This is a genomic window from Lentzea sp. NPDC005914, from assembly GCF_040629405.1.
In the GTDB taxonomy this organism is placed as follows: domain Bacteria; phylum Actinomycetota; class Actinomycetes; order Mycobacteriales; family Pseudonocardiaceae; genus Lentzea.
The window spans coordinates 61,414-86,463 of record NZ_JBEXVQ010000042.1 but is presented as its reverse complement, the minus strand read 5'-3'; the positions used below and the strand labels follow the sequence as shown (position 1 = coordinate 86,463).

The following is a 25,050-nucleotide window of genomic DNA, read 5'->3' as shown; positions in this document are numbered from 1 at the left end:
GGCTGTGTTATCGGCACGCTGTTGAGTTCTCAAAGAACACGCGCTCACCGGATCCAATCTCCGTTTCCGGAGAGTTTCACTCGGGGCTTGTGTTGAAAGCTTAGCCAGTCCGTTTTCGCTTTGTCAAATCGGCCGTTTCGGCTTCTTCGCTGCGGCGCAAACTCGCTTCGCATTCAGTTTTTGCTTGGTTCAGAAGTTATCCGAGTGGCTTTTCCGGTGTCAAATCGGGGTCATTTTCAGATCCCGGACAGCACGGTAGGCCGTTCATTTACTTCTGGGGGTTTGACGCCGTGAGACTTTACCCGGCCCGATCTGCGGTGTCAACCGCTCGTTCCGGGGTCTCGCTTGCGACTTGGAGAAAGTTACTCATGGGGAGGATCAAAGTCAAATCGCCTGGTCAGCCGGTTGCTTGATCGGAACCGAGGGGCTCGGAGCAGCCGGCTTGGCCCCAACCGGACGCGGTCGCAGCCACAGGGTGATGGAACGAAGACCCTCCATCGCCCTGACGATCTGGTCCGGTGCGGCCGCCTGCCGGGTGGCCAGCGGCACGAGGTCGTAGCCCCAGACGCCGAACTCCTTCAGGACCGTCACCGGATCGTCACCGAAGTCGGCGGTCGAGGTCGCGGAGAACTCCAGGAACACGTGCGGCCTGTCGCGACGCAACAGCCGGACAAGTCCCGCGAGAGCGCGATGCCCACGGCCAGGCGTGTCCACCCGCACGACGGAAAGCTTCATGCCCTTCGCCAGTGCGATGCCTTCGAGCTCCTTGTCCAGGCGCACCGACTTCACCCGCGCGACGTCGTCCGCGGCATCGGCGGCCAGCGGCGACACCGACACACCGCCGGTCAGCGTCGGCGACACGGCCAGTTCGCCGGGGCTGTCCCACGCCGCGCCCTCGATCACGGTCAGCCGAGAGGCCACCGCGGCGGGCAGGTTCGCCGAGACGTTGTGCCTCAGCAGAGCCGCGGCACCCGCATCCGGCTCGACCGCGACGACGGCACCCATCAGGCCGAGCCGGGACAACACCCTGATCGAGTGATACCCGACGTACGCGCCGACATCGAGGAAGATCCCGTCCGGCTCCAGCACCGAGTCGAGCAGACTCGCGAGGTCCGGCTCCCACACACCGTTGGACGACAACAGCGGGAGCATGAACGCGTCGTCGGAGGGCAGCCGCATCATGCCCGCGTCGCACAACACCAGCGACGAACGCACCGCGGGCGCGTCACCAGCGGCCTCGTGCTGACGAACCACCACGCGGCGCAACGCGTCGGCGGTCTGTTGTGCCTGGTTGGAGGCACGGATCGCCGCGTCCAGCCGCGAGTCGCGCTCGCGGAACACCTCGACGACCTTCGACTCCAGCGAGTCGATCCGGTCCAGCGTGCGGTCCAATGCGACGGTCAGCTTGTCGATCCGCTCGGCCAGCACGTCGTTCGCCTTGGCGCGCTTGGCCGCCTCGGCGACGACCGCGTCCTCGATGTCCCGCTGCCGGCGGCCCTGACCGGCCATGTCCGCACGCACGCGCACGACACCGTCGTCGACGCCGACGAGCTGGTCACCGAAGTGCGACTGCCGTTCCGCGACCTGCTCGATCTCGGCCCGCAGCAGCTCCAGCTCACCCGCGCCGACACCGGCCTTGAGCTGGTCCTGCCGGTCGACCAGTTCGGACACGGTGCGCTCGACCCCGTCGATCAGGGTGTGCAGCACCTGGCGCATGTGGTTGTCGTAGTGGTCCAGCGCGCGCAGCACGATCTTGCGCAATGCGGGTGCCATCGGCGTCCGATGCGCGGTGTCTATGTTCGGCTGACGTAGTAACGCGTGCTTGGCCGACTGCAACGCGAGCATCGGGTCGACCTCGGGCTTCGGCTTCGGCCGGCGCGCCCGCCATCCCCGGTACGCGTGCTCGACGCGTTCGCGGAGCATCTCCGCCACACGCGGGACCGACCGCACGGACAACACGTGCTCACGTCCGGCCGCTCCCAGCGCTTCGGCGGTCGCCAGGTCGTCGGCCAACGAACGCAGCAACCGCGAAGCGGCCTGCACATCGGGCTCGGAACCCTGGTGACACGGCACGAGAACCGCAGTCTTGCCGAACAGCTCGGCCACGGCACCGTGCTCGGACGCCACGATCGGCACGCCCCGCACGGCCAGTTCGGCCAAACGCAGCGCGATCCGGTCGTCCGCACCACCGCGGTGCAACGACACCACGGCATCGGCGGTCAGGCACACATCGGAGTCCTCGACCAGCGAAATCCGCTGGTCAGAGGCGGTGGCCAGACGCAACCGCTCAGCCGCCTCGGGGTGCTCGAACGCCCCGGACACCGCGATCCGCAGCTCGACGTCCGTGCGGTCCGGGAACGCGCTCAAGAACGCCGACACCGCACCCAGCACGTTGCCGGGCCGGTCGAGAGAGTGGTCCGCGATCGCCGCGAACACCACCACTTCGCCAGACGTGTGCTCACGAGCGCCAACGTCCTGCACCGGCACGGGCATCACACGAACGATCGGTCCGCCGATGCGTTCGGCAGCAGCACGCGACACGTCCGACGACAGCCAAAGCTCGTTCACGCCCGTGCGGTCGTCCGCGGCGGTGGCGTCCAGCGCGACCTCGACGACGAACCGGCTGGCCGGCACCTCGTCGTCAGAAGAAGTGCGCACCACAACGGGATAACCGGCTTCGGTGGACACCGGCAGCCCGGACGCGCGCGCCGCGGCGAGCATCAGATCCGACAACGGCCCCGAGCCGACAACGGACACACCGAGCTGGTCGAGCAGTGCGGGTCCCTCTTCGCGTGGCTGCGGCACGGCAGGCACCGGCAACCGCCCGGAGGCCACACCGACTCCGGCACACCACTCACGCCAGGCATCGGCGTCCGCACCGTAAGGCGCCGGGAACTGCTGCTGCAGCAACGCATCCGCGCGCCACACCGCGTCGGCCCACCGGGTGCCGCCGTTCTCCGTCTGCTCGCACGCCCAGACGAGGAACCCACCACCACCGTCCTCCCCGAACGCCGGCAGCGGCGTCGGCGAAGCGGACCGGTAGTCGGCTCGGAGCTCGGAAGGGATCTGAGTGCCGTCGATCAGCGAGTCGAACCGGTACGGCACGGGCGCCACGGTCCAGCCGCACCGCACGAGCTCGGCGCGGTAGGCGGTGCACAGCTCGGCGACCTCGGCGTGCTCCGACAGCAGCACGCGCGGCCGTTCCGCGAAATCGGCGGACAGCAGCCACGGCCGTTTCGGGTCGAACCCGCGGAAGTGCACGGTCAGCAGGTCCTGGCCGACGACGGCCAGCGAACCCGATTCGGTGCGGTGCAAAGGACGGTCGGCCACGTTCCACACCGACACCCCGACCCGTGCGTCGCGCACGACGTGGTGCGGCACGATCGCGGGCATGTCCAGCGAGGCCAGGTAGGGCTCGGCGCCTTCGCCGACCGCGATGAAACCGGGGTCGAACGCGCCCAGTTCGTGCAGCTCGGCGGGCCCCGGTTGCAGTCCGTCCGACGGCAGCGGCCGCAACGTGCGCGGCAGCAGCACCACCGGAGCGTTGCGCAACGACTCCAGCACGAGCTTCGTGAGCGACCCGAACACCTGCACCCACGGGTCGAGGTACAGCACGGGCATGCCCTGCGTCAGCAACGCCTCCAGCAGGCGCGGCAGCACGGCGGCCTTCAGCTGGTCCGCGTCCAGCGAGGTCGCGAGCACGTGCAGCTCGATCTCGGACACGCCGATGTCCAGCGGCGTGATCAGCCCCGGTCCGGCGTGCTCCGGTTGCGCGTCGACGATCAGCGCCACGAACCGGCCCTCGGGGTGCTCCGCGAGGAACGAGCTGGACAGGACCTTGACGGCCGGTAGCTCCGCCGCCGTGGCGACCGTGCAGGCGCAGATCGTCGGCTGGAACTCGGGTACCTCTGTCACGGAGAGCAACGTATCGGCCTCACAGCACGGGAAGAAGAGAGCGCAACTCGTACGGGGTGACGCTACGCCGGTACGCGTCCCACTCCGTCCGCTTGTTGCGCAGGAAGAAGTCGTAGACGTGCTCGCCCAACGCTTCGGGGAGCAGCTCCGAGTTCTCCATCTCGGTGAGGGCCTCGCCGAGGTTCTGCGGCAGGTTCGCGTACCCGGCGGCACGACGCTCACGGTCGGTCAGCGACCACACGTCGTCCTCGGCGGGCGGCGGAAGTTCGTAGCCCTTCTCGATGCCCTTGAGGCCGGCGGCCAGGATCACCGAGTAGGCGAGGTACGGGTTGCACGCGGAGTCCAGCGAGCGGATCTCGACGCGGCGCGACGACGACTTGCCGGGCGAGTACATCGGCACGCGGACCAGTGCCGAGCGGTTGGCGTGACCCCAGCACACGGCCGTGGGTGCCTCACCGCCGACGATCAGCCTCTTGTAGGAGTTGACCCACTGGTTCGTGACGCCGGAGATCTCGCGCGCGTGCTTCAGCACACCGGCGACGAACTGCTTGCCGATCTCGCTGAGCTGGAACGGGTCTTCCTCGTCGTGGAACGCGTTGCGGTCGCCCTCGAACAACGAGAAGTGCGTGTGCATGCCCGAGCCCGGCTGCTCGGAGAACGGCTTGGGCATGAACGAGGCACGCACGCCCTGCGTGATCGCGACCTCCTTCACCAGGTACCGGAACGTCATGACGTTGTCCGCCATGGTCAGCGCGTCGGCGTAGCGCAGGTCGATCTCCTGCTGGCCGGGCGCGCCCTCGTGGTGGCTGAACTCGACCGAGATGCCCATGGCCTCGAGCGCCTCGATGGCGTGGCGGCGGAAGTGCGTCGCGGTCTCGTGCGAGGTCTGGTCGAAAAAACCGCCGTTGTCCGCGGGCTCGGGCTCGCTGCCGTCCGCGGGCAGGCCCTTGAGCAGGAAGAACTCGATCTCCGGGTGCACGTAGCAGGTGAACCCGGCCTCGCTCGCCTTCGACAGGGTCCTGCGCAGCACGTGGCGCGGGTCGGCCCACGACGGGGAACCGTCCGGCATTGTGATGTCGCAGAACATGCGCGCCGAGTAGTTCGAGCCGTCCGGGGTCTGCCACGGCAGCACCTGGAACGTCGCGGGGTCCGGCTTCGCGACCATGTCCGACTCGTAGACGCGGGCGAAGCCCTCGATCGCCGAGCCGTCGAACCCGATGCCCTCGCTGAAGGCGCCCTCGAGCTCCGCCGGTGCGACCGCCACGGACTTCAAGAAGCCCAGGACGTCCGTGAACCAGAGCCGGACGAACCGGATGTCGCGTTCCTCTAGCGTGCGGAGCACGAACTCCTGCTGGCGGTCCATAGGGCGCAGCTTAAGGGCTCGGCAGTCTCTACGATCAACGCATGTCCGCCCGTTGGTTGTTGGTTTGCGCACTCGCCCTGCTCACGAGCTGCACGTCCGGTGGAGATCTCCCCGATGGTGCGACGTTGCTCTCGAAGTCGGCCGAGTCGATGCGCTCGGTCAAGACCGTCCACTTCACCATCAAGGTGGACGGTCAGCTGCCGGACGTCCCGGTGAAGGACGCCGACGGCGACCTCACGTCCACCGGTGAGTCCAAGGGCACGGCGAAGGTCACGTTCGCGGGGCAGCTGCTGTCCATCGAGTACGTGCTGACCGGCGGCAACCTGCACTTCAAGGGCCCGACCGGCGGGTTCACCAAGGTGCCGTCGGCGTTCGCGGGCCAGGTGTACGACCCGTCCGCGATCCTGAGCCCGGACAAGGGCGTCGCGAAGGTGCTGGCCAATGCGAAGGACGCCAAGACGAAGTCGTCCGGTGACCTGTCGGTGGTCGAGGCGACCGTGCCGAAGGACGTCGCCGCGGGTCTGGTGCCCGGCATCTCCGCCGATGTGAAGGCCACGTTCTCCATCGACAAGGACTCCAAGCTGAAGAACGCGCTGTTCGAGCTGCCCGGTGGCCAGAAGGTCGACGTCGGGCTCACGGACTTCGACAAGCCCGTCACGGTGACGGCGCCCGAGTAGATGCGCAAAGTCGCCCTCGCCGCGTCCGGCGCGGCTGTTCTGCTCGGTGCGCTCGACGCGTACGTCGTCGTCGGTGTGCTCACGGACATGGTGCGTGACCTGGGCATCGCGGTGAACAGGCTGGAAGAGGCCACGCCGATCGTCACCGGGTACCTGCTCGGGTACGTGGCGGGCATGCCGTTGCTCGGGCAGCTGTCGGACCGGCTGGGGCGGCGGTTCGTGCTGCAGGTGTCGCTGCTCGGGTTCCTGGTGGGTTCGGTGGTCACGGCTCTGGCCGCCGACACGCCGTTGCTCGTCACCGGACGGGTGGTGCAGGGCCTCGCCGGCGGCGCGTTGTTGCCGGTCACGATGGCCCTGGTCGCCGACCTGTGGGAAGAGCACCGGCGGTCGACCGCTCTGGGGACCGTGGGTGCGGCGCAGGAGCTGGGGTCCGTTCTCGGCACGCTGTACGGGATCGGTGTCGCCACGCTGTTCAACGCGATGCCGTTGTTCGAGTCGTGGGAGCCGCAGAGCTGGCGATGGGTGTTCTGGGTCAACGTGCCGTTGGCGGTCATCGCGATGGTGATCGTGCAACGGACGGTGCCGAACACACGGCGTGAGGTCCGGATCGACGTCGTGGGCGGCGCGTTGCTCGCTCTGGCGTTGTCGCTGCTGGTGGTCGGGCTCTACAACCCGAAGCCCGAGCAGTCCGTGCTGCCGTCGTGGGGCTGGCCCGTGCTGGCTGCGGCGCTGCTCGTGCTGGTCGTCTTCTTCGTGTGGGAACGCCGGTCGTCTGTGCGACTCATCGACCCCGAAGGTGTGCGGTGGCGGCCGTTCTGGGCCGTGCTCGGGGTTTCGTTCGCCGCCGGCGCGGCGTTGATGGTCACGCTGGTCGACGTGGAGCTGTTCGCGCAGACCGTGTTGCGGCGGGACTCCGCGGCCGCGGCGACGCTGCTCACCCGGTTCCTCGTCGCGTTGCCCGTCGGCGCCGTCCTGGGTGGATGGCTGGCGTCGCGGCTGGGCGACCGCTGGGTGTCGGTCGGCGGCCTGACGGTCGCAGCGGTGTCGTACGTGTTCATCGCGCGGTGGCCGGCCGACGTCTCCGGGTTCGCTTTGACGCGTGACCTGGCCATCGCCGGTTTCGGGCTGGGCCTGGTCATCGCGCCGTTGTCCGGTGCCGTGCTGCGTGTCGTGCCGTCAGTGCGGCACGGCGTGGCGTCGGCGTTCGTCGTCGTGGCACGCATGACGGGCATGCTCGTCGGCGTGGCGGCGTTGTCCGCGTGGGGACTCCACCGGTTCCGCGAGCTCACGGCAGGCCTGAACACCCCGCTGCCGTTCGGGGTCGACAAAGACGTCTACGCCCGGCAGATGGCCGAATACCAGCGCGGGCTCACCGAGGCGCTGCTCACCGAGTACCACGAGATCTTCCTGATCACGGCGGTGATCTGCGCGCTCGGAGCGCTGGGTTCGGTCCTCCTCCCTGCTCGTGCTCGTCAGCAGACCGAGTCCGTCTCCGGCAACCTCAAGTCCACCAGGTAGTTCGTGCCCACGCCGTCCACGCAGCCGATGCCCGCGAGGAACGCCGTGTGCTGGTTTCCGTTGTAGGTCAGCAAACGCGCGCCGAGCGCCTTCGCCAGGGCCACACCGGACTGGTACGGCGTCGCCGGGTCACCGGTCGTCGAGACCACCAGCACCTGCGGCAGCCCGTTCACGGTCGGCGGATGCGGTTCCGACGTGTGCGGGGCCGGCCAGAACGCGCACGGGCCGAGTGCGGTCTCGTCGGTGGGGATGGTGTCGTTGCCCAGGATCTCCAGCAGCCTGCGGCGGTTGGACTCCAGCGTGGCGCGGTCCTTCACCGGCGGTTCGTCGACGCAGCGGATGGCCACGAACGCGTCCTGGATGCGGGAGTAGGAGCCGTCCTGCGCCCGGCCGAGGTACTGGTCCGCGAGCTGCAGCAGCGTGGCGCCCTTGTTCTGCTTGAGCTCCTGCAGTCCCTTCAGCGCCGTCTCCCACAAACGGTCCGAGTACATCGCCTGGATGATGGCGGTGTTCGCGTCCGAATGGGACAGCTTGCGCTCGCCGACCTGCATCGGGGCCTTCTTCAGCGGCTCGATCACCTGCCGGAACTTGGACTCGGCGGCGTTCGTGTCCTTCCCGATGGGACAGTCGCGCTGGGCACACCAGCCCGCGAACCGCTGGAAGGCCTGCTCGAAGCCCTGTGCCTGCCGTGCCGCCGCGTCCACCGTGTCGCCGTCGACGGCCACCGCGCCGTCGAGCACCATCGCGCGCACGTTCTTCGGGTACATCTCGGCGTACAACGTGCCGATGCGCGTGCCGTAGGAGTAGCCGAGGTACGTCAGCTTCTTCTCGCCCAACGCCGCGCGCAGCACGTCGACGTCACGGGTGACGTCCCTGGTGCCGACGTTCTTCAGCAGGTCGAGTCCGCTGCGCTCGGTGCACCTGTCGACGAAGTACTTGTTCTCCTGTTCGGTCTGGGTCGCGCTCTCCCCCTTGGGCCGCAGCCGTTGCGCGTCCCGTTCCGGATCGGTGAGGCACTGCACGCGGGGCAGGCTCGAACCGACCCCGCGCGGGTCGAAGCCCACGATGTCGAACCGCTTGCCAACCGGGTTGTTCGGCTGCATGCCCGCGACGTGCGCCATGCCCGAACCACCCGGACCACCTGGGTTCACGACCACGGAACCGACCCGTCGCCCCTGTTCGGCGGCGGGCCGGCGTAACAGCCCGACTGTGATCGTCCCCGCGTCCGGCCTCTCGTAGTCGAGCGGAACCTGCAGCCGCGCGCATTGGATGCCCTCGCGCTCGTACAGGCCCTTGCTCTTCGCATCAGTCGCGTAGGGCTGGCACGCACCCCACGACAACGCCTGCTCGTAGAAGCGCGCCAGGCCCTTGCGCGCGGCGACCGGTGAGCCGTCGATGCGCGCGTAGGACGTGGACGTGCCGAGCAGAACGATCAAGGCGAACAAGGCCGCGGTGACTCGGGATCGCCTCTTCGTCATTAGGCGCACCGGGTTCCGTCGGCGGGCAATGTCTGGTCGATCAGGTACTTCACGCCGATCTCGTCGACGCACTTCTCGCCCTGCAGGAAGACGGTGTGCTGGACGCCCTCGAACGTGAGCAGCTTCGAGTTGAGCGCTTTGGCCAGGTTGACGCCCGCCTCGTACGGGGTGGCGGGGTCACCGGTCGTGGAGATGACGAGCAGCGGCGGGATGCCGTCGGCCTTGGGCGCCTCGGTGCGGCCCGACACCGGGGCAGGCCAGAACGCGCACGAGTCGAGCGGCGCACCGGGAGGGTTGCCGTCGTCGAGGAACGGCGCCGCCTCCTTGTACTTCTTCGCGGTCTCCAACAGCGCGTTCTTGTCCGTCAGCCGTGGGTCGTCGACGCAGTGCACGGCGCTGAACGCGTCCGTGATGGTCGAGTAGTTGCCCTGGTCATCACGGTCGTAGTACGCGTCGGCGAGACGCATCAACATCGTGCCGCGGCCCTTCTTCAGCTCGTTGAGACCGTCCAGCAGCAGCGGCCACAGCTGTTCCGAGTACAACGCCTGGATCGCGGCGGTGATCGCGTCGTTGTAGGAGAGCTTGCGGTTGCCGACGCTGACCGGTGTCTGGATCAACGGCGTGGTGAGCTGGCGGAAACTCGTGTTGGCGTCGTCTCCCAGCGGGCAGTCCCGCTGGTCGCGGCACCACTTCACGAACTCGTCGAACGCCTTCTGGAAGCCGGCTGCCTGGGCGACCAGCGACGCGAGCTGGTCCTGGGTGGGGTCGACTGCGCCGTCGAGGATGAGTGCGCGCACGTTCTGGGGGAAGGTCTCGGCGTACTCGGTGCCTATGCGGGTGCCGTACGAGTACCCGACATAGCTCAGCTTCGCGTCGCCGAGCGCAGAGCGGAGGACATCCATGTCCTTAACTACGTCCCGCGTGCCCATGTTGGCGAGCATTGATGCCCCGAATTTTGTACCGGCGGCACACTTCTCGGCATACGCCTTGTTCTCTTGCTCCGTTTGGGTGATTCCCTGCGCGCTCGTATCAACGTCCAGGTCCAAACGCTCGGCATCGCGCTCCGGTCCGGTGAGGCACCTCACCGCCGGATCGCTCGCGCCGATGCCCCGCGGGTCGAACCCGATGAGGTCGAACCGCTTGCCGAGATCGGTCTTGCGGTAGTCCGAGACCATGCCCGCGGCCGTCGCCATGCCGGAGGCGCCGGGACCGCCGGGGTTGATCAACAACGAGCCGATCTTCTGCCCGGTGGCCTTGTAGCGGAGCACGCCGATGGTGATCGCGTCGCCGTCCGGTTTGGAGTAGTCGAGCGGAACCTGCAGCCGGGTGCATTCGACGTCGCGCTTGCTGCCGTACGCCGTCCTGCTCGACCCGGTCGTGGCGAACGACGAGCAGTCCTGCCACGCGAGCTGCTGGCCGTAGAACTTCTCCAGACCCGCGGGGACAGTCCCGGCCGGACCGGGTTTCTCGAGGGTCACGCCGGGTTTGGCCGTCCCTTCGAGGATCGACGTGCACGAGGCGAGAAGGGGAATGACGAGCAACACGCTCAAGAGACGGACCACAGCCCGATGGTATGGGAGATGATGAGGGCATGCCGCAGCTTCGCATCGCGCTCGCCCAGGTCAACGCCACTGTTGGCGACCTTTCCGGCAACGCGTCGTTGGTCGTGGAGTGGACGCGCAAGGCCCGTGAAGGCGGCGCGCACCTCGTCGTGTTCCCCGAGATGGTGCTGACCGGCTACCCGGTCGAGGACCTGGCGATCCGCACGTCGTTCGCCCGCGCTTCCGCGGAGGCGCTGGAGTCGCTGGCCTCGTCTTTGGACGCTGCCGGGCTGGGCGACGTCGTGGCGTTCGTCGGGTACCTGGAGCACGACTCCGTGGGACCGCGCAACGCCGCGGCCGTGCTGCACGGCGGGCGTGTCGTCGCCCGGCAGAGCAAGCACCACCTGCCCAACTACGGCGTGTTCGACGAGCGGCGGTACTTCAAGCCGGGGTCGTCTTTGGACATCATCCGGATCAACGGTGTCGAGGTCGGCATGGTGATCTGCGAGGACCTGTGGCAGGACGGCGGACCGATCACCGCGCTGGGTGACGCCGGTGTGGACCTGGTGGTCTCGCCGAACGCCTCGCCGTACGAGCGCAACAAGGACGACCAGCGGCTGCCGCTGGTGGTGCGCCGCGCCGCCGAGGCCGGTGCGCCGCTCGCCTACTGCAACCTGGTCGGCGGGCAGGACGAGTTGGTGTTCGACGGCGACTCGCTGGTGGTCGCGGAGGACGGTCAGCTGATCGGGCGCTCGCCGCAGTTCGTCGAGCACCTGATGCTGGTGGACTTCGACCTGCCGGGGGCCTCGGAGTACGAGCAGGGGCAGATCGGCGACTTCTACGTGCGCCGGGTCTTCGTGTCGGACGAGGTGCCCGCTTACGAGCCGTTGCCCGCGCCGCGCGTGTTCGAGCCGTTGTCCGATGAGGCAGAGGTGTGGCACGCGCTGGTCACCGGCCTGCGTGACTACGTGCACAAGAACGGCTTCCGGTCCGTTGTGCTCGGTCTGTCCGGCGGGATCGACTCCGCCGTTGTGGCTGCTTTGGCCGTGGACGCTCTTGGTGCCGACTCGGTTTACTGCGTGTCGATGCCGTCGTCGTACTCGTCGGAACACTCCAAGTCGGACGCGTCGGACATGGCCGTCCGGACCGGGCTGCACTTCACCACCGAGCCGATCGGCGAGATGGTGTCCACCTACGTCAACCAGCTCAAGCTGACTGGTCTGGCCGAGGAGAACATCCAGGCCCGGTGCCGGGGCATGCTGCTGATGGCGTTGTCCAACCAGCACGGCCACCTGGTGCTGGCGACGGGCAACAAGTCCGAGCTCGCGGTCGGTTACTCGACGATCTACGGCGACGCGGTCGGCGGCTACGCCCCGATCAAGGACGTGTTCAAGACCCTGGTCTGGAGCCTGGCGCGCTGGCGCAACGACGAGGCCGAGAAGCGCGGCGAGGTGCCGCCGATCCCGGAGAACTCGATCACCAAGCCGCCGTCCGCCGAGCTGCGGCCCGGCCAGGTCGACACCGACTCGCTGCCCGACTACGAGCTGCTGGACGCCCTGCTCACCCAGTACGTCGACGGTGACCGCGGCTACGACGACCTGCTCGCCGCCGGGTTCGCGCCCGAACTGGTGGACAAGGTGCTGCGGATGGTCGACAAGGCCGAGTACAAGCGGCGCCAGTACCCGCCGGGCACGAAGATCTCGAACAAGGCCTTCGGCCGGGACCGGCGGCTGCCGATCACGAGCGGATGGCGCGAGGGCTGAAGTAGAGCCTGCTCTACCGCGCACGCCCAGGTCAGATGGCTAGATTTGCCGGTGTGAAACGGATCTGGGCCGCGCTTGCCCACCTGGCGACCGGCTTGTTGACGGCCATCGCGTCGTGGCTGGCGATCGGCGTGCTGATGCTGTCCGTCGTCATCCTCCCGTTGCTGCCGATCACCGCGCCGGTCATCCGCCGGATCGTGGACGTCGACCGGTCGCGGCTCGCCCGGTACACCGGGGCCGAGGTGCCGCCGGCCGAACCGCTCGACGGACCGTGGCTGCACCGGGCACAGCGGGTGCTGGCCGATCCGGTGAGCCGCCGGGAAGGGCTGTGGCTGATCAGCCACGCCCTGTTCGGCACGCTGTTCGGGGCGATCGCGATCGGGATTCCCGGCGCGCTGGTCCAGCAGCCGATCGCGCTGCTGTTCTGGTGGACGGTCCCGGGCGGGATGGAGAACTCGTTCGGCGTCCACGTCGACTCGTGGGCGAAGGCGTTGCTCAGCGTGCCCATCGCGATCGTGCTCGCGCTCATCGTGTGGCAGCTGCCGCGGCTGGCCGACCTGGACGCGAAGTGGGCCCGGAAGTTGCTGGCACCACCGAAGGCCTCGTTGGAGAAGCGGCTCGCCGAGGTCGTCGCGACCCGTGCCGCCGCGCTCCAGGCACACGGGGCGGAGCTGCGGCGCATCGAACGGAACCTGCACGACGGCACGCAGAACAAGCTCGTCGGCGTGGTGATGATGCTCGGCATCGCGGAACGAACTCTGCAGCAGAACCCCTCCGGTGCGCAGCAGGCGTTGCTCCGGGCACAGGACGCGGCAGGCGACGCGCTCGAAGAGCTGCGCAACGTCGTCCGCAGCATCCACCCGCCGGTGCTGGAAGACCTGGGCCTGGACGGCGCGATCCAGGCGCTCGCGGCACGGTGCCCGGTGCCGTGCGTGCTGCAGGCCGAGCACCTCGGACGGCTGCCGGCGGCGGTGGAGGCGGCCGCGTACTTCGCGGTGGCCGAGGCCCTCACGAACGTGGCCAAGCACAGCGGCGCCGAGCACGCGTGGGTCAGTCTCGGCATCGACGACGACCGGCTCGTCGTCCTGGTGCACGACGACGGCAAGGGTGGCGCGGACGAGAAGAAGGGGACGGGGCTGGACGGCATTCGCGGCAGGGTGGCGGCGCTGGACGGCACCGCGAGCATCAGCAGTCCTTCCGGTGGCCCTACTGTGCTCACCGTCGTGCTACCAGTGGGGAAGTGACATGCGCATCGTGATCGCCGAGGACGACGCACTGCTCCGCGAGGGGCTGACGTTGTTGTTGCGCAACGAAGGCCTCGACGTGGTGGCAGCCGCGGACAACCCTGACGACTTCCTCGACGCCGTGGCCGAGCACTCGCCGGACATCGCCGTGGTCGACGTGCGCATGCCACCGACATTCACGGACGAGGGCCTCAAAGCCGCCGTGGAAGCGCGACGGCGACACCCGAAGCTGGCCGTGCTCGTGCTGTCGGCGTGGGTCGAGCAGAGCTACGCGCACGAACTGCTGGCGGGCACCAACGGCGGCGTCGGCTATCTGCTCAAGGAACGCGTCGGCAAGGTCGCGGACTTCCTCGACTCGCTGCACCGCGTGGCGAACGGTGGCACGGCGCTCGACCCCGAGGTCGTGTCGCAGTTGCTGGTGCGGCGCAGGGCGGATGACGCTTTGAGCGTGCTGTCACCGCGGGAGCGCGAGGTCCTCGCGTTGATGGCACAAGGACTGTCGAACGCGGCCATCGGCGAACAGTTGGTCATCAGCGCGGGCGCGGTGCACAAGCACGTCGGCAACGTGTTCCTCAAACTCGGCCTGAACACCGAGGACGGCGCGGGCGACCGGCGCGTCCAGGCAGTGCTGGCGTACCTGGAGCACTGAGCGTCACAACAAACCGTGCTTCTTAGTCCAGGAGCTGAACTGTGCGCCTGTGCAAGGCAATCTCATGCCGCTTTCACGCAGCATGTCGACGAGGTTGCCCGCAGCCGCTTCAGTGATCTTGCCGTCGCAGCACAGCTGAGCAAGCAGCCAGATCGTGCCGTGCACCTCAAGCCCATTTGCCCGGGCTACTTTGACGGCATCTCGATCGTCAGTGAGCGCGATGCCGTCGAGCAGCTCGCCGACCGCGAAAACGCTTGCCTCACCATGGTCACGGTCGGTCGTACCGATCAACCTCGACCACTTCACGAAGAGCTGAATCTCGTTCAACTCATCCAGTGCCGCAACCTGAAGCCATGGCAGGTCAAGCGCGTTGCGAAGCAGCGGATGCTCGTCGAGGCCACGGCTCAGCTCGTCCTTGACGATCGCCGTCGTCCAGCAGTCCCCGCCACTCAGCAAATCACCGAGAACATCCAGCCGCTCGATCAGAGCGAAGTGCGACAAGCACATGGTGTCGAGGACCAGCGGTTCGGTCCGCGTCATGGCGCTACTTCGTCGTCAGCAACAACCGGCAGATCGCTCTCGACGACTTGGCCGTGCATGAGTTCGACTGCGCGCGACGGAGTCAGCAAGTCGCGTGCCAACGCCTCCATCACCGCGGTGGCATAGCTGGGCGGCACGCTGATCGCGTCGAGGTCCGGCTGTGGCACCCACCCGATCGCGTTCATCAGTTCTGCCTTGGTTGGTGTCCGCTGCCGCCACACCCGCGCCTCACGAGGGTCGAGGACGCCGACATGTACAGCCTGACGTGTCGTCAGGGACCAGGACGTGCGATAGCGAGCCGCCAAGGCAACCAGGCCTTCACGGCCATTCACCGTCGCCACGACTTCTGAGGGCAACAGCAACTCAGCAGCGAATGCGTCGACGACGGACTCGCGATCACGCAGAGAGGCCGCAACTCCGATGTCGTTGGAGTACGGATCGCCGAGCACCATGTGCCCGAGCTCATGCGCCGCTGTCGCCCTGCGCCGACCTGGATCTCCCGATCGACTCACCACCGCCACCGCAAGCTCGTCGTCGACGACCATCGATGCACCGTCACCCGGAAGATCGGCGACGAGCACGAACTGCCCCGCACGCTCGCAGATGTCCGTCAGGGTTGAGATCGGGTCATTACTCAAGTCGAAATGCGACCGGAAGGCGGCCGCGATGACCCTCGCGGCTTCCTCGTCAGCCGCACCCTCAGACCGATATATGTCCCTCAGGACGAGCGTTCCGAGATCTGTCAGCTGCCGAACATCCCTCGCCCACGCCTCCAGTTGGGCTTCCAAGCGGTAGGCCTGCCGGCCCGCGTCAGTGGTGGTTTCCTCGTTCAGTTCGGCCCGCCGGGACAACACAGCTGGCGCACTGTGGAGGAAGTAGTCCAACGGCACTCCGAGCGCGGCCGCCAGCTTGGTCAGCTCCAGCGCGTCGACCTTGCGCGTGCCTGCCTCGATCTTCGCGATCATGGTGCGGTCGAGCGACAACGCAGCGCCGAGTTCTGCCTGAGAGAGACCAGCGCCGATCCGGGCGTCACGTACTCGCTCGCCCACCTGGTTCCAGTCCTGCGCTTGCGCCATGGTGCGATTTTCGCACAAATTGACAGCCGTGTCACAGGAGGCTGCACAAAGTCACCAGACAGGGGGCTATGTGGGCCGGACGAACGGGAACAGCACGCTCTGCCGGATCGACGTGCCGGTCAGCATCATCAGCAACCGGTCCACGCCCATCCCGAGCCCGCCGGTCGGCGGCATCCCGTGTTCCAGCGCTCGCAGGAAGTCCTCGTCCAGCTCCATCGCCTCGACGTCACCGGAAGCAGCCTTCAACGACTGCGCCTCCAACCGGCGCCGCTGCTCCAGCGGGTCGGTCAGCTCGGAGTAGGCCGTGCCGATCTCCGCCCCGAACGCGACCAGGTCCCACCGCTCGGCCAGCCGCGGGTCGACGCGGTGCTGGCGGGTCAGCGGTGACACTGAGGTCGGGAAGTCGATGTAGAACGTCGGCTCGACGGTGGAAGCCTCGACGAACGAGTCGTAGGCCTCCTGCACGAGCTGGCCGTGGTCCCAGTCGTCGTTGATCTCGACGGCTCGCGCGGCCAGCAACGCACGCAGCTCCGCGACCGGCGTGTCCGGCGTGACGGTGGCGTCCAGAGCGGTGGACACCGCCGTGTAGACCGGAACCACCGGCCACTCCCCCGAGATGTCGACCATGCCGTCGGGCCGGGCGGCCACCTCGGAGCCGAACGCCGTGCGCGCCGCGTGCTGGATCAACGTGCGCGCCAGGTCGAGCATGACCCGGTAGTCCGCATAGGACTGGTAGGCCTCGAGCATCGTGAACTCGGGGTTGTGCGTGGCGTCCGCGCCTTCGTTGCGGAAGTTGCGGTTCAGCTCGAACACCCGGTCCACACCGGCGACGCACAGCCGTTTCAGGTACAGCTCCGGCGCGATCCGCAGGTACATGCGCATGTCGTAGGCGTTGATGTGGGTGACGAACGGCCGGGCGTTCGCGCCGCCGTGCACCGCCTGCAGCATCGGCGTCTCGACTTCGAGGTACTCGTGCGAGTGCAGGAACTCGCGGACGCTCCGGATCACGTCGCTGCGCAGCTTCAGCAGGTGCGCCGAGTCCTGGTTCACGACCAGGTCCAGGTAGCGCTGGCGGACGCGGGCCTCCGGGTCGGTGAAGCCCTTTCGCTTGTCCGGCAACGGGTGCAGGCACTTCGCGGTCATCACCCACGACGTGGCCAGCACCGAGATCTCGCCGTGGTCGGACTTGACCACGCGACCGGTCACGCCGACGTGATCCCCGAGGTCCACGTCCGACTTCCACGACGCCAGCCCGGACCCGAGCGAGTCGACGGTCAGCATCAGCTGGATCTCGCCGCTGAAGTCCCGCAGCCGCGCGAAGCAGAGCTTGCCCATCTCCCGCAGCGCCACCACGCGTCCGGTGACCGAGACGTCCTCGCCGAACCGTTCCCGCGCCGCAGCGAGGAGATGCGACCGGTCGAACCCGACCGGATACGGCTCGACTCCCGCGGCCACGAGCCGTTCGACCTTCGCGATCCGCACCCGCACCTGCTCGGGACGCCGCACCGCCTTCGGTTCGACGCGAATCGCGTCGATCTCGGCGACGCGCGCGGCGAACTCGGAGGTCACGTCGGTCTTCTGCAACGCCCGCTTGCGCAACGACCGCAGCGACGGCACGAAGCCTTCCGCGACCCCTGCCGCGATGCTGACCTGCGGCAACGACCGGGAGCGCTGGTAGCAGAGGAACCGCGGCTCCCAGTCCGGCAGGTACTTCGCGTTCGACCGGTACAGCGACTCCAGCTGGAAGAACCGCGACGCCAGCGACAGCACCCGCCGCCACGCCCGCAGCACCGGGCCCGCGCCGATCTTCTCGCCCTCCTCGAACACCGCCCGGAACATCGCGAAGTTCAACGAGATCCGGTGCACGCCGAGGTGTCCGGCGGCAGCAGCGAACTGCGCCACCATGTACTCGTTCAGGCCGTTCTCCGCCGCACGGTCACGCCGCATCAGGTCCAGTGACACGCCACGGCGTCCCCACGGAACGAACGACAGCAACCCGCGCAACGCACCAGACGCGTCGTACGCCTCGACCATCACGCAACGGCCGTCGCTCGGATCTCCCAGGCGTCCCAGCGCCATCGAGAACCCGCGCTCGGTCTCGGCACCGCGCCAGGCCTGCGCACGGTCCAGAATGGACGCCATCTCATCCGGCGCGATCTCGCTGTGCCGGCGGACCCTCGCGGTGTACCCGGCACGTTCGACCCGCGACACCGCCTGGCGCAGCCCCCGGCGTTCCGGACCGGCGAGGACGAACTCGCGGACGTCCAGAATCGCCTCGTCACCGATCTCCAGCGCCTTCAGCCCGGCATCGGTGTAGACCTGCGCGCCACGTTCGGAAGCACCCAGCACGCCAGGCATCCAGCCGTAGGTGCGAGCCTCGGACAGCCACGCCAGCACGGCCTCCGGCCAGGCTTCCTCGTCACCGATCGGGTCGGCTGAGGCCAGCGTGACGCCACCGATCACCCGGTAGGTCAACGCCGCACGTCCGGACGCCGCGAACACCACGCTCTTGTCGCGCCGGGTCGCGAAGTAGCCCAGCGAGTCGGGCTCGCCGTCGGCCGCGAGCAGCCGGCGCACGTCCAGCTCCTGCTCGGGTGTGATCATGTTCTGGGTGCGGACCCCGCGGAAGAACACGTACATCGCACGGATCGCGACGAGTGTGCCGCCCAGGCCCAGGATCACGCTCAGCCACTGCGGGCCTTCGGGGATGTCCAGCCGTCCCAGCCGGACGATCTCACCCGTCGCCTGGTTCGCCGCCCACGCCACCTTGTCCGGCTGTTCCACGAGCTTGCCGGGGAACACCTCGGCGAGGCCCCAGCCGACCAGCACCAGCGCGGCCATGCCCAGCACGAACGACACCAGCGCCCGCCGCCACGCGCCGCGGGCGAGCCGGGCGGGGAACGCCTCCCGCACGAGCCACAGCAGCGCGACGAGCACCAGGGAGGAGCCGAGGCTCGTCCAGCCCAGTGCCCAGCGTGGCGAGTCGCCCTCGTCCAAGATTTCTTCAGGTGCGAGCACGAGGATGGTCATGATGAGCGAGACCACCAGCAGGCCCACCACCTGGAACAGCAGCAGCGCCCACAACGCGGCGCGCTTGTGCCTGCGCAGCGCCGCGCCCAGCACGAAGAACACCATGGCGATGAAGAGGTTGCCGTCGATCGGCAGGCCGAGCAGGCCCGCGATCCCGTCGGTGACGTCGGTGAACCAGGTGTCCTCCGGGAGGATCACCCGGAGCAGCGACAGCACCCCGGCCACCTGCACGACGGTCGCGATCGCGCCCGCGGCCTTCCACTTCCACGCCGGTACCACTTCAACTCCCGAGGTCGAACGATGACCGCCATGATTCCGTCTTCGGCCGGGAGGGTGCATGTCGCCACCTCCGGGCGTGTCGACCAGCCGGTGGTCGTGCTCAGCTCAGGACTGGGCGGGGCGTGGTTCGACTGGGACAGAACGGTACGGCTGCTGGAGCCGTTCGCCAGGGTGATCGTGTTCGACCGGCCGGGACTCGGGTTGAGCGGTCCGGCGCGGCGCGGACCGTCGCTGGCGCGTGAGGTGGCCGTGCTGGACGCGGTGATGCGCGGAGTTCCGAAGGCGATCCTCGTCGGACACTCGATGGCGTCCCTGCACGTCGAGGCCTATGCGCGGTTGCGGCCGCACCGGGTCGAGGGCGTCGTACTGCTGGACCCCGACACCGAGAGTCCGGGAGGCGGGGCGCCGTTCGACGTGTCCGCGGTGATCGCGCAGGGGCTGCGAGCGTTCGGCAGCCGCTGGCTCGGCGCGCGGATCACCCGGCGGTTCGGGCACGCGTTCCGGAACCTGCTGACCGCGGCCTCGACCCTGGGAGTGACCGACCCCGCACCCGCTGACCTGGTCGAACTGGTCTACCGGCGGCCCGGCGTGGGACGGGCGGTGCTGTGGGAGCTCGCGTCCTACCCCGGTCAGGTGGCGACGCTGGAACGCCTGCGCGAGCGTCGTGAGCTGCCCAACGTGCCGTGGTTGGTGCTCACGGCGGGACGGAAGGTGTGGCCGGAGCACCGGTCGTTGGCCGCCCTCGTGCCGTGGGGGCGCAACGTACCGGTGCCCGGCAGCCGTCACATGATCCAGATGGACCGGCCGGACGCGGTGGTCATGGCCGTCCGAGACGTTCTCAGGGCTCTACCCGGCCGCTGAGCAGGCAGAACTCGTTGCCTTCCGGGTCGTGGAGCGTGTACCAGCTCACGTCGTCACCCTGACCGATGTCGGCACGCGTGGCACCGAGCTCCAGCAGCCGCTCCAGCTCTTCGTCCTGGGACCGGTCGGTGGCCCTCACGTCGATGTGCAGGCGGAGCTTCTGCAGCTTGGTGTCGGAGTTCTTGAGGAACAGCATCGTCGTGCGCCGGTCGGACGGGGCGATCTCCACCAGGACGTCCTCGCGGTCGATCACCTCGTAGCCGAGAACCTCGCACCAGAACGCGGCCAGACGTTCCGGATCGGTGCAGTCGAGTACCAGTTCAGTGATTCGTGATGCCACCCGTGTGACGGTAACCGCATCTGCGTTCCGTTTCCGTCCAACGGTGTCACTCTGGTGTTCGGCAACCGTGCACAAAGCGCCCGGGGACCCACGCGGTGGGCCTCGAGGAAAGGAACGGTCGACGATGACCAATGCCGAAGTTTCCGCGCCCTACGGCTCCGGAGCGGGCCAGAAGCCCCCGGCCAAGCGGGTCCGCGTTCACCACCTGCGTGAGATGAAGGAACGCGGCGAGCCGTGGCCCATGCTCACCGCGTACGACACGTACACCGCCGCGATCTTCGACGAGGCGGGCATCCCCGTTCTGCTGGTCGGTGACTCCGCCTCGAACACCGTCTACGGGCACGACACCTCGCTGCCGGTCACCGTCGACGAGCTGGTACCGCTGGTCAGCGCCGTAACGCGTTCGGTCAAGCGCTCTCTCGTGGTCGCCGACCTGCCGTTCGGCTCCTACCAGGTGTCGGTCGAGCAGGCTGTCACAACCGCGGTGCGGTTCATGAAGGAAGGCAAGGCGCACGCGGTCAAACTGGAGGGTGGCTCCTACTTCGCGCCGCACATCCGCGCGATCACGGCGGCCGGCATCCCGGTCATGGCGCACATCGGCTTCACCCCGCAGTCGGAGCACCAGCTCGGCGGCTACCGCGTGCAGGGCCGGCACGAGAACCACGACACCGTGGTCCGCGACGCGATCGCGGTGCAGGAGGCCGGTGCGTTCGCGGTCGTCCTCGAGATGGTGACCGCCGAGGTCGCGAAGCAGATCACGCACGACCTGGTCATCCCGACCGTCGGCATCGGCGCCGGCCCCGACACCGACGCCCAGGTGCTCGTCTGGCAGGACATGATGGGCCTGAACCGGGGCAAGGCACCGCGGTTCGTCAAGCGCTACGCCAACATCGGCGACGTCATGCTCGGCGCGGCCACCGAGTTCGCCAACGAGGTGCGCGGACACCAGTTCCCCGGCCCCGAGCACACCTTCCACTGAGTCCGTTCGGCTAGCTAGCGGGTCCAGGTCCGCGGATCTGGGCCCGCCGGCACGATCCCGGTCGGATTGATCTGGTGGTGCGTCACGTAGTAGTGGCGCTTGATGTGGTCCCAGTCGACCGTGTCCGCGAACTGGGCGTAGAGGCGCTTCGCGTAGGCGTGCAGGTTCGGCATCTCCGTCAGCTTGTTGCGGTTGCACTTGAAGTGGCCGTGGTAGACCGCGTCGAACCTGACGAGCGTGGTCCAGAGCCGGATGTCGACCTCGGTGAGCTGGTTTCCGACCAGGAAGTCGTTGGTCTCGAGGTGCTCTTCGATTCGGTCGAGCTCCGCGAACAGGCTGGTGTACGCCTGCTCGTAGGACTCCTGTGACGTGGCGAAACCGGCCTTGTAGACGCCGTTGTTGACGTTGTGGAAGATCGGCTCGATCCAGGCGTCGATCTCTTCGCGCAGGTGCTCCGGGTAGAGCGTGCTCTCCGGGCGCCAAAGCAGGCTGAAGTCCAGCGTGATCTGCGGGTAGTCGTTGGTGACGACCTCGCCGGTGGTCGTGTCCACGATGGCCGGCACGGTGACCCGGCCGTCGTAGCCGGGGGCGGCCTTCTCGTAGGCCTCGCTGAGGAAGTCGATGCCCAGGACCGGGTCGGTCTCCTGGAACCGCCAGCCCCTCTCGTCGCGGATGGGGTCGACGACGGCAAGAGAGATGGCGTCCTCGAGCTTCAGCAGCTTGCGGACGATGATCGCGCGGTGTGCCCACGGGCAGGCGAGGCTCACGACGAGCCGGTAGCGGCCTGGTTCGGGCTCCGGGCGCGCGGTGAAGCGGTTCGGCTGCCTGACGAACGCCCCCGTGGTGGAGGTCTCCTTCGTGAACTGGGCCATGTGCTCGACGATAGGCCCATGTACCCGGAGATCGAGCCCCACGCGTCAGGTCACCTGGACACCGGTGACGGCAACCTCGTGTACTGGGAGGAGTGCGGAAACCCTTCCGGCAAGCCCGTGGTGTTCCTGCACGGCGGACCCGGTGGCGGGTGTTCGCCGTCGCACCGCCGGCTGTTCGACCCCGCCGTCTACCGGATCGTGCTGTTCGACCAGCGCGGGTGCGGCCGCTCGTTGCCGCACGCTTCCGAGTCCGGCGACCTGTCGTTGAACACGACCTGGCATCTCGTGTCCGACATGGAACGGTTGCGGGAGTCGCTGGGGATCTCACGGTGGCAGGTGTTCGGCGGCTCCTGGGGGTCGACGCTGGCGCTGGCCTATGCCGAGACGCACCCTTCCCGGGTGTCCGAGTTGGTGCTGCGCGGGATCTTCACGCTGCGATCGTCCGAAGTGGACTGGTACTACCGAGGCGGAGCGGCCAGCCTCTTCCCCGATCTGTGGGAGAAGTTCATGGCGCCGATCTCGGGGCTCGACGGTGATCCCGTCGAGCTGTACGCGAAGCTGCTCGCCGATCCGGACCCCGAGGTGCACGGACCGGCGGCGGTCGCGTGGAGCACCTGGGAGGGCGCGACGGTGACGTTGCTGCCCCGGCCCGAACTGGTGGCGGAGTTCGCCGAGCCGTCGTACGCGCTGGCGTTCGCGCGGATCGAGAACCACTACTTCGTCAACAACGGGTGGTTCGAGGAGGGGCAGCTGATCCGGGACGCCTCACGGCTCGCGGACATTCCCGGGGTGATCGTGCAAGGACGGTACGACGTCGCCACGCCCGCGGTGTCGGCCTGGGACCTGCACAAGGCGTGGCCCGGGTCGGAACTGGTGCTGGTGCCGGATGCCGGGCACGCGTACGACGAACCCGGCATCCTCGCGGCTCTGCTGGAAGCGACGGATCGGTTCCGCGACTAGCGCAGGCCGACCCAGCGCGCGGTCGTCGTGGTGCAGGCCGCCACCGTCACCTGGGCGGTGAGGCACTTGCCGGTAGCGTCGTTGCGGAACTGGAACGCGCTACCGGCCGGCGGGACGCGGTGCCAGCGGGTGGTGCCGCTCGAGCACGCCACGCCCAGCACGTCACCGGTGCTGGTGGCGCCCAGGCACTTGCCGGTCGCGATGTTGTGCGGCCAGTCCACGGAGTCGGTGATCGGGACGATCCAGCGCTGCGCGCCGGACGTCCGGTTGCACAGCTGCAGGACGACGTTGGTCCCGGTGTCGGCGAGGCAGCGGTTGGTGCCGGACAGTTGGTACAGGACGACCGGCTCGGCCGAGGCCGGGAGGGCGGTCAGCGCCGACATGGCGGTGACGGCTGCGGCGGACGCGATGATCGCGGCTAGTTTCCCCATGGCGGAGATCTTGGCAGTGCGGCGGATCGCGCGAATCCACCTCTGGTTGTCAACCCTGGCCGTAGTCGAGCGCCTTTTCGAGGCTCGAACGAGCCTCCACGAGTGACGGGCCGTACCACGTCAGGTGACGGCCGTTGACCAGGACGTACGGCAGGCCGGGGAAGCTCTCCGGGCCGTCGGAGTGCGTGAACTCGTACGGCTCGTCGGGCAGGATCACCAGGTCAGGGCGCCGGGAATTCAGCTCTTCCAGTGACGGACGCGGGTAGCGCTCCGGATCAGAGGCGTAGACGTTCTCGATTCCCAAGCGCCGCAACACATCGGTGGCGAAAGTATCGCGGCCGACGACGACCCACGGGCGGCGCCAGACCGGGATCACCGCGGTCAGCTTCGCCGGTTTCGTCTCGCGCCACAGGTCTTCGGCGCGGACCAGCCAGTCGGGCTCGAGGTCCCACGCCAGGCCGAACAACCGCCGCAACGACGCCAGCGCCTTCGGAACCGTTGGAGGCGCCGCGGTCACCCAGACGTGCACGCCGTTGGCGCGCAAGCGATCGACGTCCTCGGCCCGGTTCTCCTCCGAATTCGCGATCACGAGGTCCGGCCGCAGCTCCAGCACGCGGTCGACGTCCGGGTACTTGGAGCCGCCGACGCGTGCAACGTCCAAAGAGGACGGATGCGTGCAGTAGTCCGTCGCACCGACCAGAGACGACGGCACGCTGACCGCGACGGCCTCGGTGATGGACGGCACGAGGCTGACCACCCGCTGGGGCTGGTCGACCGGTACCGGCTCACCGAGGTCGTCGACGGGCAGCAATCAGACTCCCGTGATCTTCAGGCCGGCGTGGGTCTTGTAGCGGCGGTTGATCGCGATGAGGTTCGCGGTGAACGCCTCGACCTGGTGGGCGTTGCGCAGGCGGCCGCCGTAGACGCCGCGGAAGCCCGGCACGAGCTCGGCCAGGTCCCGCACGGTGTCGGTGGCCTCGCGGTCGTCGCCCAGCACGAGCACGTCCATGTCCACTTCGGACACGGTCAGGTCGGCCAGCAGCACGGCGGACACGTGGTGGAACGCGGCGGTGACGCGCGATTCCGGCAACAGCAGCTCGGCCTGCTGGGCGGCGCTGCCCTCGGTGACGGGCAGTGCGAACGGGCCCTGCTTGTCGAAGCCGAGCGGATTCACGCAGTCGATGACGATCTTCCCTGCGAGCTGGTCGCGCAACGACGCCAGCAGGTCGCCGTGGCCGTCCCACGGGACAGCGACCAGCACGATGTCCGAGTCGGCGGCGCAGTCGGAGTTGTCCGCGCCCCGCACGTCGCCACCGGCGACCTCGACGATCTCCTTGGCCGCGAGCTCCGCGCGCTCGGCGCTGCGGGAGCCGATGATCACCTTGAGGCCTGCCTTGGCCCAGCGGATCGCGAGGCCCTTGCCCTGGGCTCCGGTTCCGCCCAGGACGCCGACGGTGAGGTCACGAATCTCTGTCACCCCTGCATCTTCACACGAGCGCCGAGGTGCGGGCTGTTCAACGTGACCTTGCGCTCG

Annotated in this window: 20 protein-coding genes; 8 read left to right on the top strand and 12 right to left on the bottom strand. The window is 68.3% G+C overall.

Going from position 1 to position 25,050, the window contains the following annotated elements:
* Positions 1-384: 384 nt before the first annotated feature.
* The gene (locus tag ABZ345_RS40060) at positions 385-3,915 is read right to left on the bottom strand and encodes an FkbM family methyltransferase (RefSeq protein ID WP_359860186.1); all 3,531 of its coding nucleotides are present in this window, start codon (positions 3,913-3,915) and stop codon (positions 385-387) included.
* Positions 3,916-3,934: 19 nt separating this feature from the next.
* Positions 3,935-5,278, bottom strand: coding sequence for a glutamine synthetase family protein (locus tag ABZ345_RS40055; protein WP_359860185.1), 1,344 nt, complete (start codon positions 5,276-5,278; stop codon positions 3,935-3,937).
* A gap of 41 nt (positions 5,279-5,319) precedes the next feature.
* On the opposite strand from ABZ345_RS40055, the gene ABZ345_RS40050 reads away from it, so the two are divergent.
* Positions 5,320-5,955 carry an LppX_LprAFG lipoprotein gene (locus ABZ345_RS40050; protein WP_359860184.1) on the top strand — a complete coding sequence of 212 codons (636 nt, stop codon included), beginning with the start codon at positions 5,320-5,322 and terminating at the stop codon, positions 5,953-5,955.
* Entirely contained in the window at positions 5,956-7,473 is a 1,518-nt protein-coding gene (locus tag ABZ345_RS40045) for an MFS transporter (protein ID WP_359860183.1), read from the top strand.
* On the opposite strand, the gene ABZ345_RS40040 is transcribed toward ABZ345_RS40045, so the two are convergent.
* Positions 7,428-8,951, bottom strand: a complete 1,524-nt coding sequence (locus tag ABZ345_RS40040) for an alpha/beta hydrolase (RefSeq protein ID WP_359860182.1) — start codon at positions 8,949-8,951, stop codon at positions 7,428-7,430. The genes ABZ345_RS40045 and ABZ345_RS40040 overlap by 46 nt on opposite strands.
* Positions 8,951-10,513 carry an alpha/beta hydrolase gene (locus ABZ345_RS40035; RefSeq protein ID WP_359860181.1) on the bottom strand — a complete coding sequence of 521 codons (1,563 nt, stop codon included), beginning with the start codon at positions 10,511-10,513 and terminating at the stop codon, positions 8,951-8,953. The genes ABZ345_RS40040 and ABZ345_RS40035 overlap by 1 nt, the downstream gene beginning before the upstream one ends.
* 29 nt (positions 10,514-10,542) lie before the next feature.
* Between ABZ345_RS40035 and ABZ345_RS40030 the strand changes: the two genes are divergently transcribed.
* From ABZ345_RS40030 to ABZ345_RS40020, 3 genes are read left to right on the top strand one after another with little or no spacing between them, the layout of a single operon-like run.
* Positions 10,543-12,255, top strand: a complete 1,713-nt coding sequence (locus ABZ345_RS40030; RefSeq protein ID WP_359860180.1) for an NAD+ synthase — start codon at positions 10,543-10,545, stop codon at positions 12,253-12,255.
* Positions 12,256-12,308: 53 nt separating this feature from the next.
* Complete coding sequence (locus ABZ345_RS40025) at positions 12,309-13,499, top strand: sensor domain-containing protein (RefSeq protein WP_359860179.1); 1,191 nt, start codon at positions 12,309-12,311, stop codon at positions 13,497-13,499.
* Position 13,500: 1 nt separating this feature from the next.
* A complete protein-coding gene (locus ABZ345_RS40020; protein WP_359860178.1) occupies positions 13,501-14,148 on the top strand; it encodes a response regulator transcription factor in 648 nt (215 codons plus the stop codon).
* A 3-nt stretch (positions 14,149-14,151) separates the two neighbouring features.
* Here the strand turns inward: ABZ345_RS40020 and ABZ345_RS40015 are convergent, their stop codons facing one another.
* The 3 genes from ABZ345_RS40015 to lysX all read right to left on the bottom strand — a co-directional run bounded on the left by ABZ345_RS40015 (position 14,152) and on the right by lysX (position 19,133).
* Positions 14,152-14,688: a hypothetical protein gene (locus ABZ345_RS40015; protein WP_359860177.1), complete on the bottom strand. Its 537-nt coding sequence runs from the start codon at positions 14,686-14,688 to the stop codon at positions 14,152-14,154.
* A complete protein-coding gene (locus tag ABZ345_RS40010) occupies positions 14,685-15,764 on the bottom strand; it encodes an XRE family transcriptional regulator (protein ID WP_359860176.1) in 1,080 nt (359 codons plus the stop codon). The genes ABZ345_RS40015 and ABZ345_RS40010 overlap by 4 nt, the downstream gene beginning before the upstream one ends.
* 66 nt (positions 15,765-15,830) lie before the next feature.
* Positions 15,831-19,133, bottom strand: a complete 3,303-nt coding sequence (gene lysX / locus ABZ345_RS40005; RefSeq protein ID WP_359860175.1) for a bifunctional lysylphosphatidylglycerol synthetase/lysine--tRNA ligase LysX — start codon at positions 19,131-19,133, stop codon at positions 15,831-15,833.
* Between lysX and ABZ345_RS40000 the strand changes: the two genes are divergently transcribed.
* Entirely contained in the window at positions 19,095-19,934 is an 840-nt protein-coding gene (locus tag ABZ345_RS40000; protein WP_359860174.1) for an alpha/beta hydrolase, read from the top strand. The two genes, lysX and ABZ345_RS40000, sit on opposite strands and share 39 nt — an antisense overlap.
* Here the strand turns inward: ABZ345_RS40000 and ABZ345_RS39995 are convergent.
* On the bottom strand, positions 19,912-20,274 hold the full coding sequence (locus ABZ345_RS39995; protein WP_359860173.1) for a VOC family protein: 363 nt from the start codon (positions 20,272-20,274) through the stop codon (positions 19,912-19,914). The two genes, ABZ345_RS40000 and ABZ345_RS39995, sit on opposite strands and share 23 nt — an antisense overlap.
* A gap of 124 nt (positions 20,275-20,398) precedes the next feature.
* On the opposite strand from ABZ345_RS39995, the gene panB reads away from it, so the two are divergent.
* Positions 20,399-21,253: a 3-methyl-2-oxobutanoate hydroxymethyltransferase gene (gene panB / locus ABZ345_RS39990; RefSeq protein WP_359860172.1), complete on the top strand. Its 855-nt coding sequence runs from the start codon at positions 20,399-20,401 to the stop codon at positions 21,251-21,253.
* Between the two features lie 14 nt (positions 21,254-21,267).
* Here the strand turns inward: panB and ABZ345_RS39985 are convergent, their stop codons facing one another.
* The gene (locus ABZ345_RS39985; protein WP_359860171.1) at positions 21,268-22,125 is read right to left on the bottom strand and encodes a glutathione S-transferase C-terminal domain-containing protein; all 858 of its coding nucleotides are present in this window, start codon (positions 22,123-22,125) and stop codon (positions 21,268-21,270) included.
* A gap of 18 nt (positions 22,126-22,143) precedes the next feature.
* Between ABZ345_RS39985 and pip the strand changes: the two genes are divergently transcribed.
* Positions 22,144-23,085, top strand: coding sequence for a prolyl aminopeptidase (gene pip / locus ABZ345_RS39980; RefSeq protein WP_359860170.1), 942 nt, complete (start codon positions 22,144-22,146; stop codon positions 23,083-23,085).
* On the opposite strand, the gene ABZ345_RS39975 is transcribed toward pip, so the two are convergent.
* The 3 genes from ABZ345_RS39975 to npdG are packed head-to-tail and all read right to left on the bottom strand — an operon-like array spanning position 23,082 to position 24,993.
* Complete coding sequence (locus ABZ345_RS39975; protein ID WP_359860169.1) at positions 23,082-23,516, bottom strand: RICIN domain-containing protein; 435 nt, start codon at positions 23,514-23,516, stop codon at positions 23,082-23,084. The genes pip and ABZ345_RS39975 overlap by 4 nt on opposite strands.
* Positions 23,517-23,565: 49 nt before the next feature.
* The gene (locus ABZ345_RS39970; protein WP_359860168.1) at positions 23,566-24,327 is read right to left on the bottom strand and encodes a helical backbone metal receptor; all 762 of its coding nucleotides are present in this window, start codon (positions 24,325-24,327) and stop codon (positions 23,566-23,568) included.
* Positions 24,328-24,993: an NADPH-dependent F420 reductase gene (npdG, locus tag ABZ345_RS39965; RefSeq protein ID WP_359860167.1), complete on the bottom strand. Its 666-nt coding sequence runs from the start codon at positions 24,991-24,993 to the stop codon at positions 24,328-24,330. It abuts the gene before it with no gap.
* Positions 24,994-25,050 lie beyond the last annotated feature (57 nt).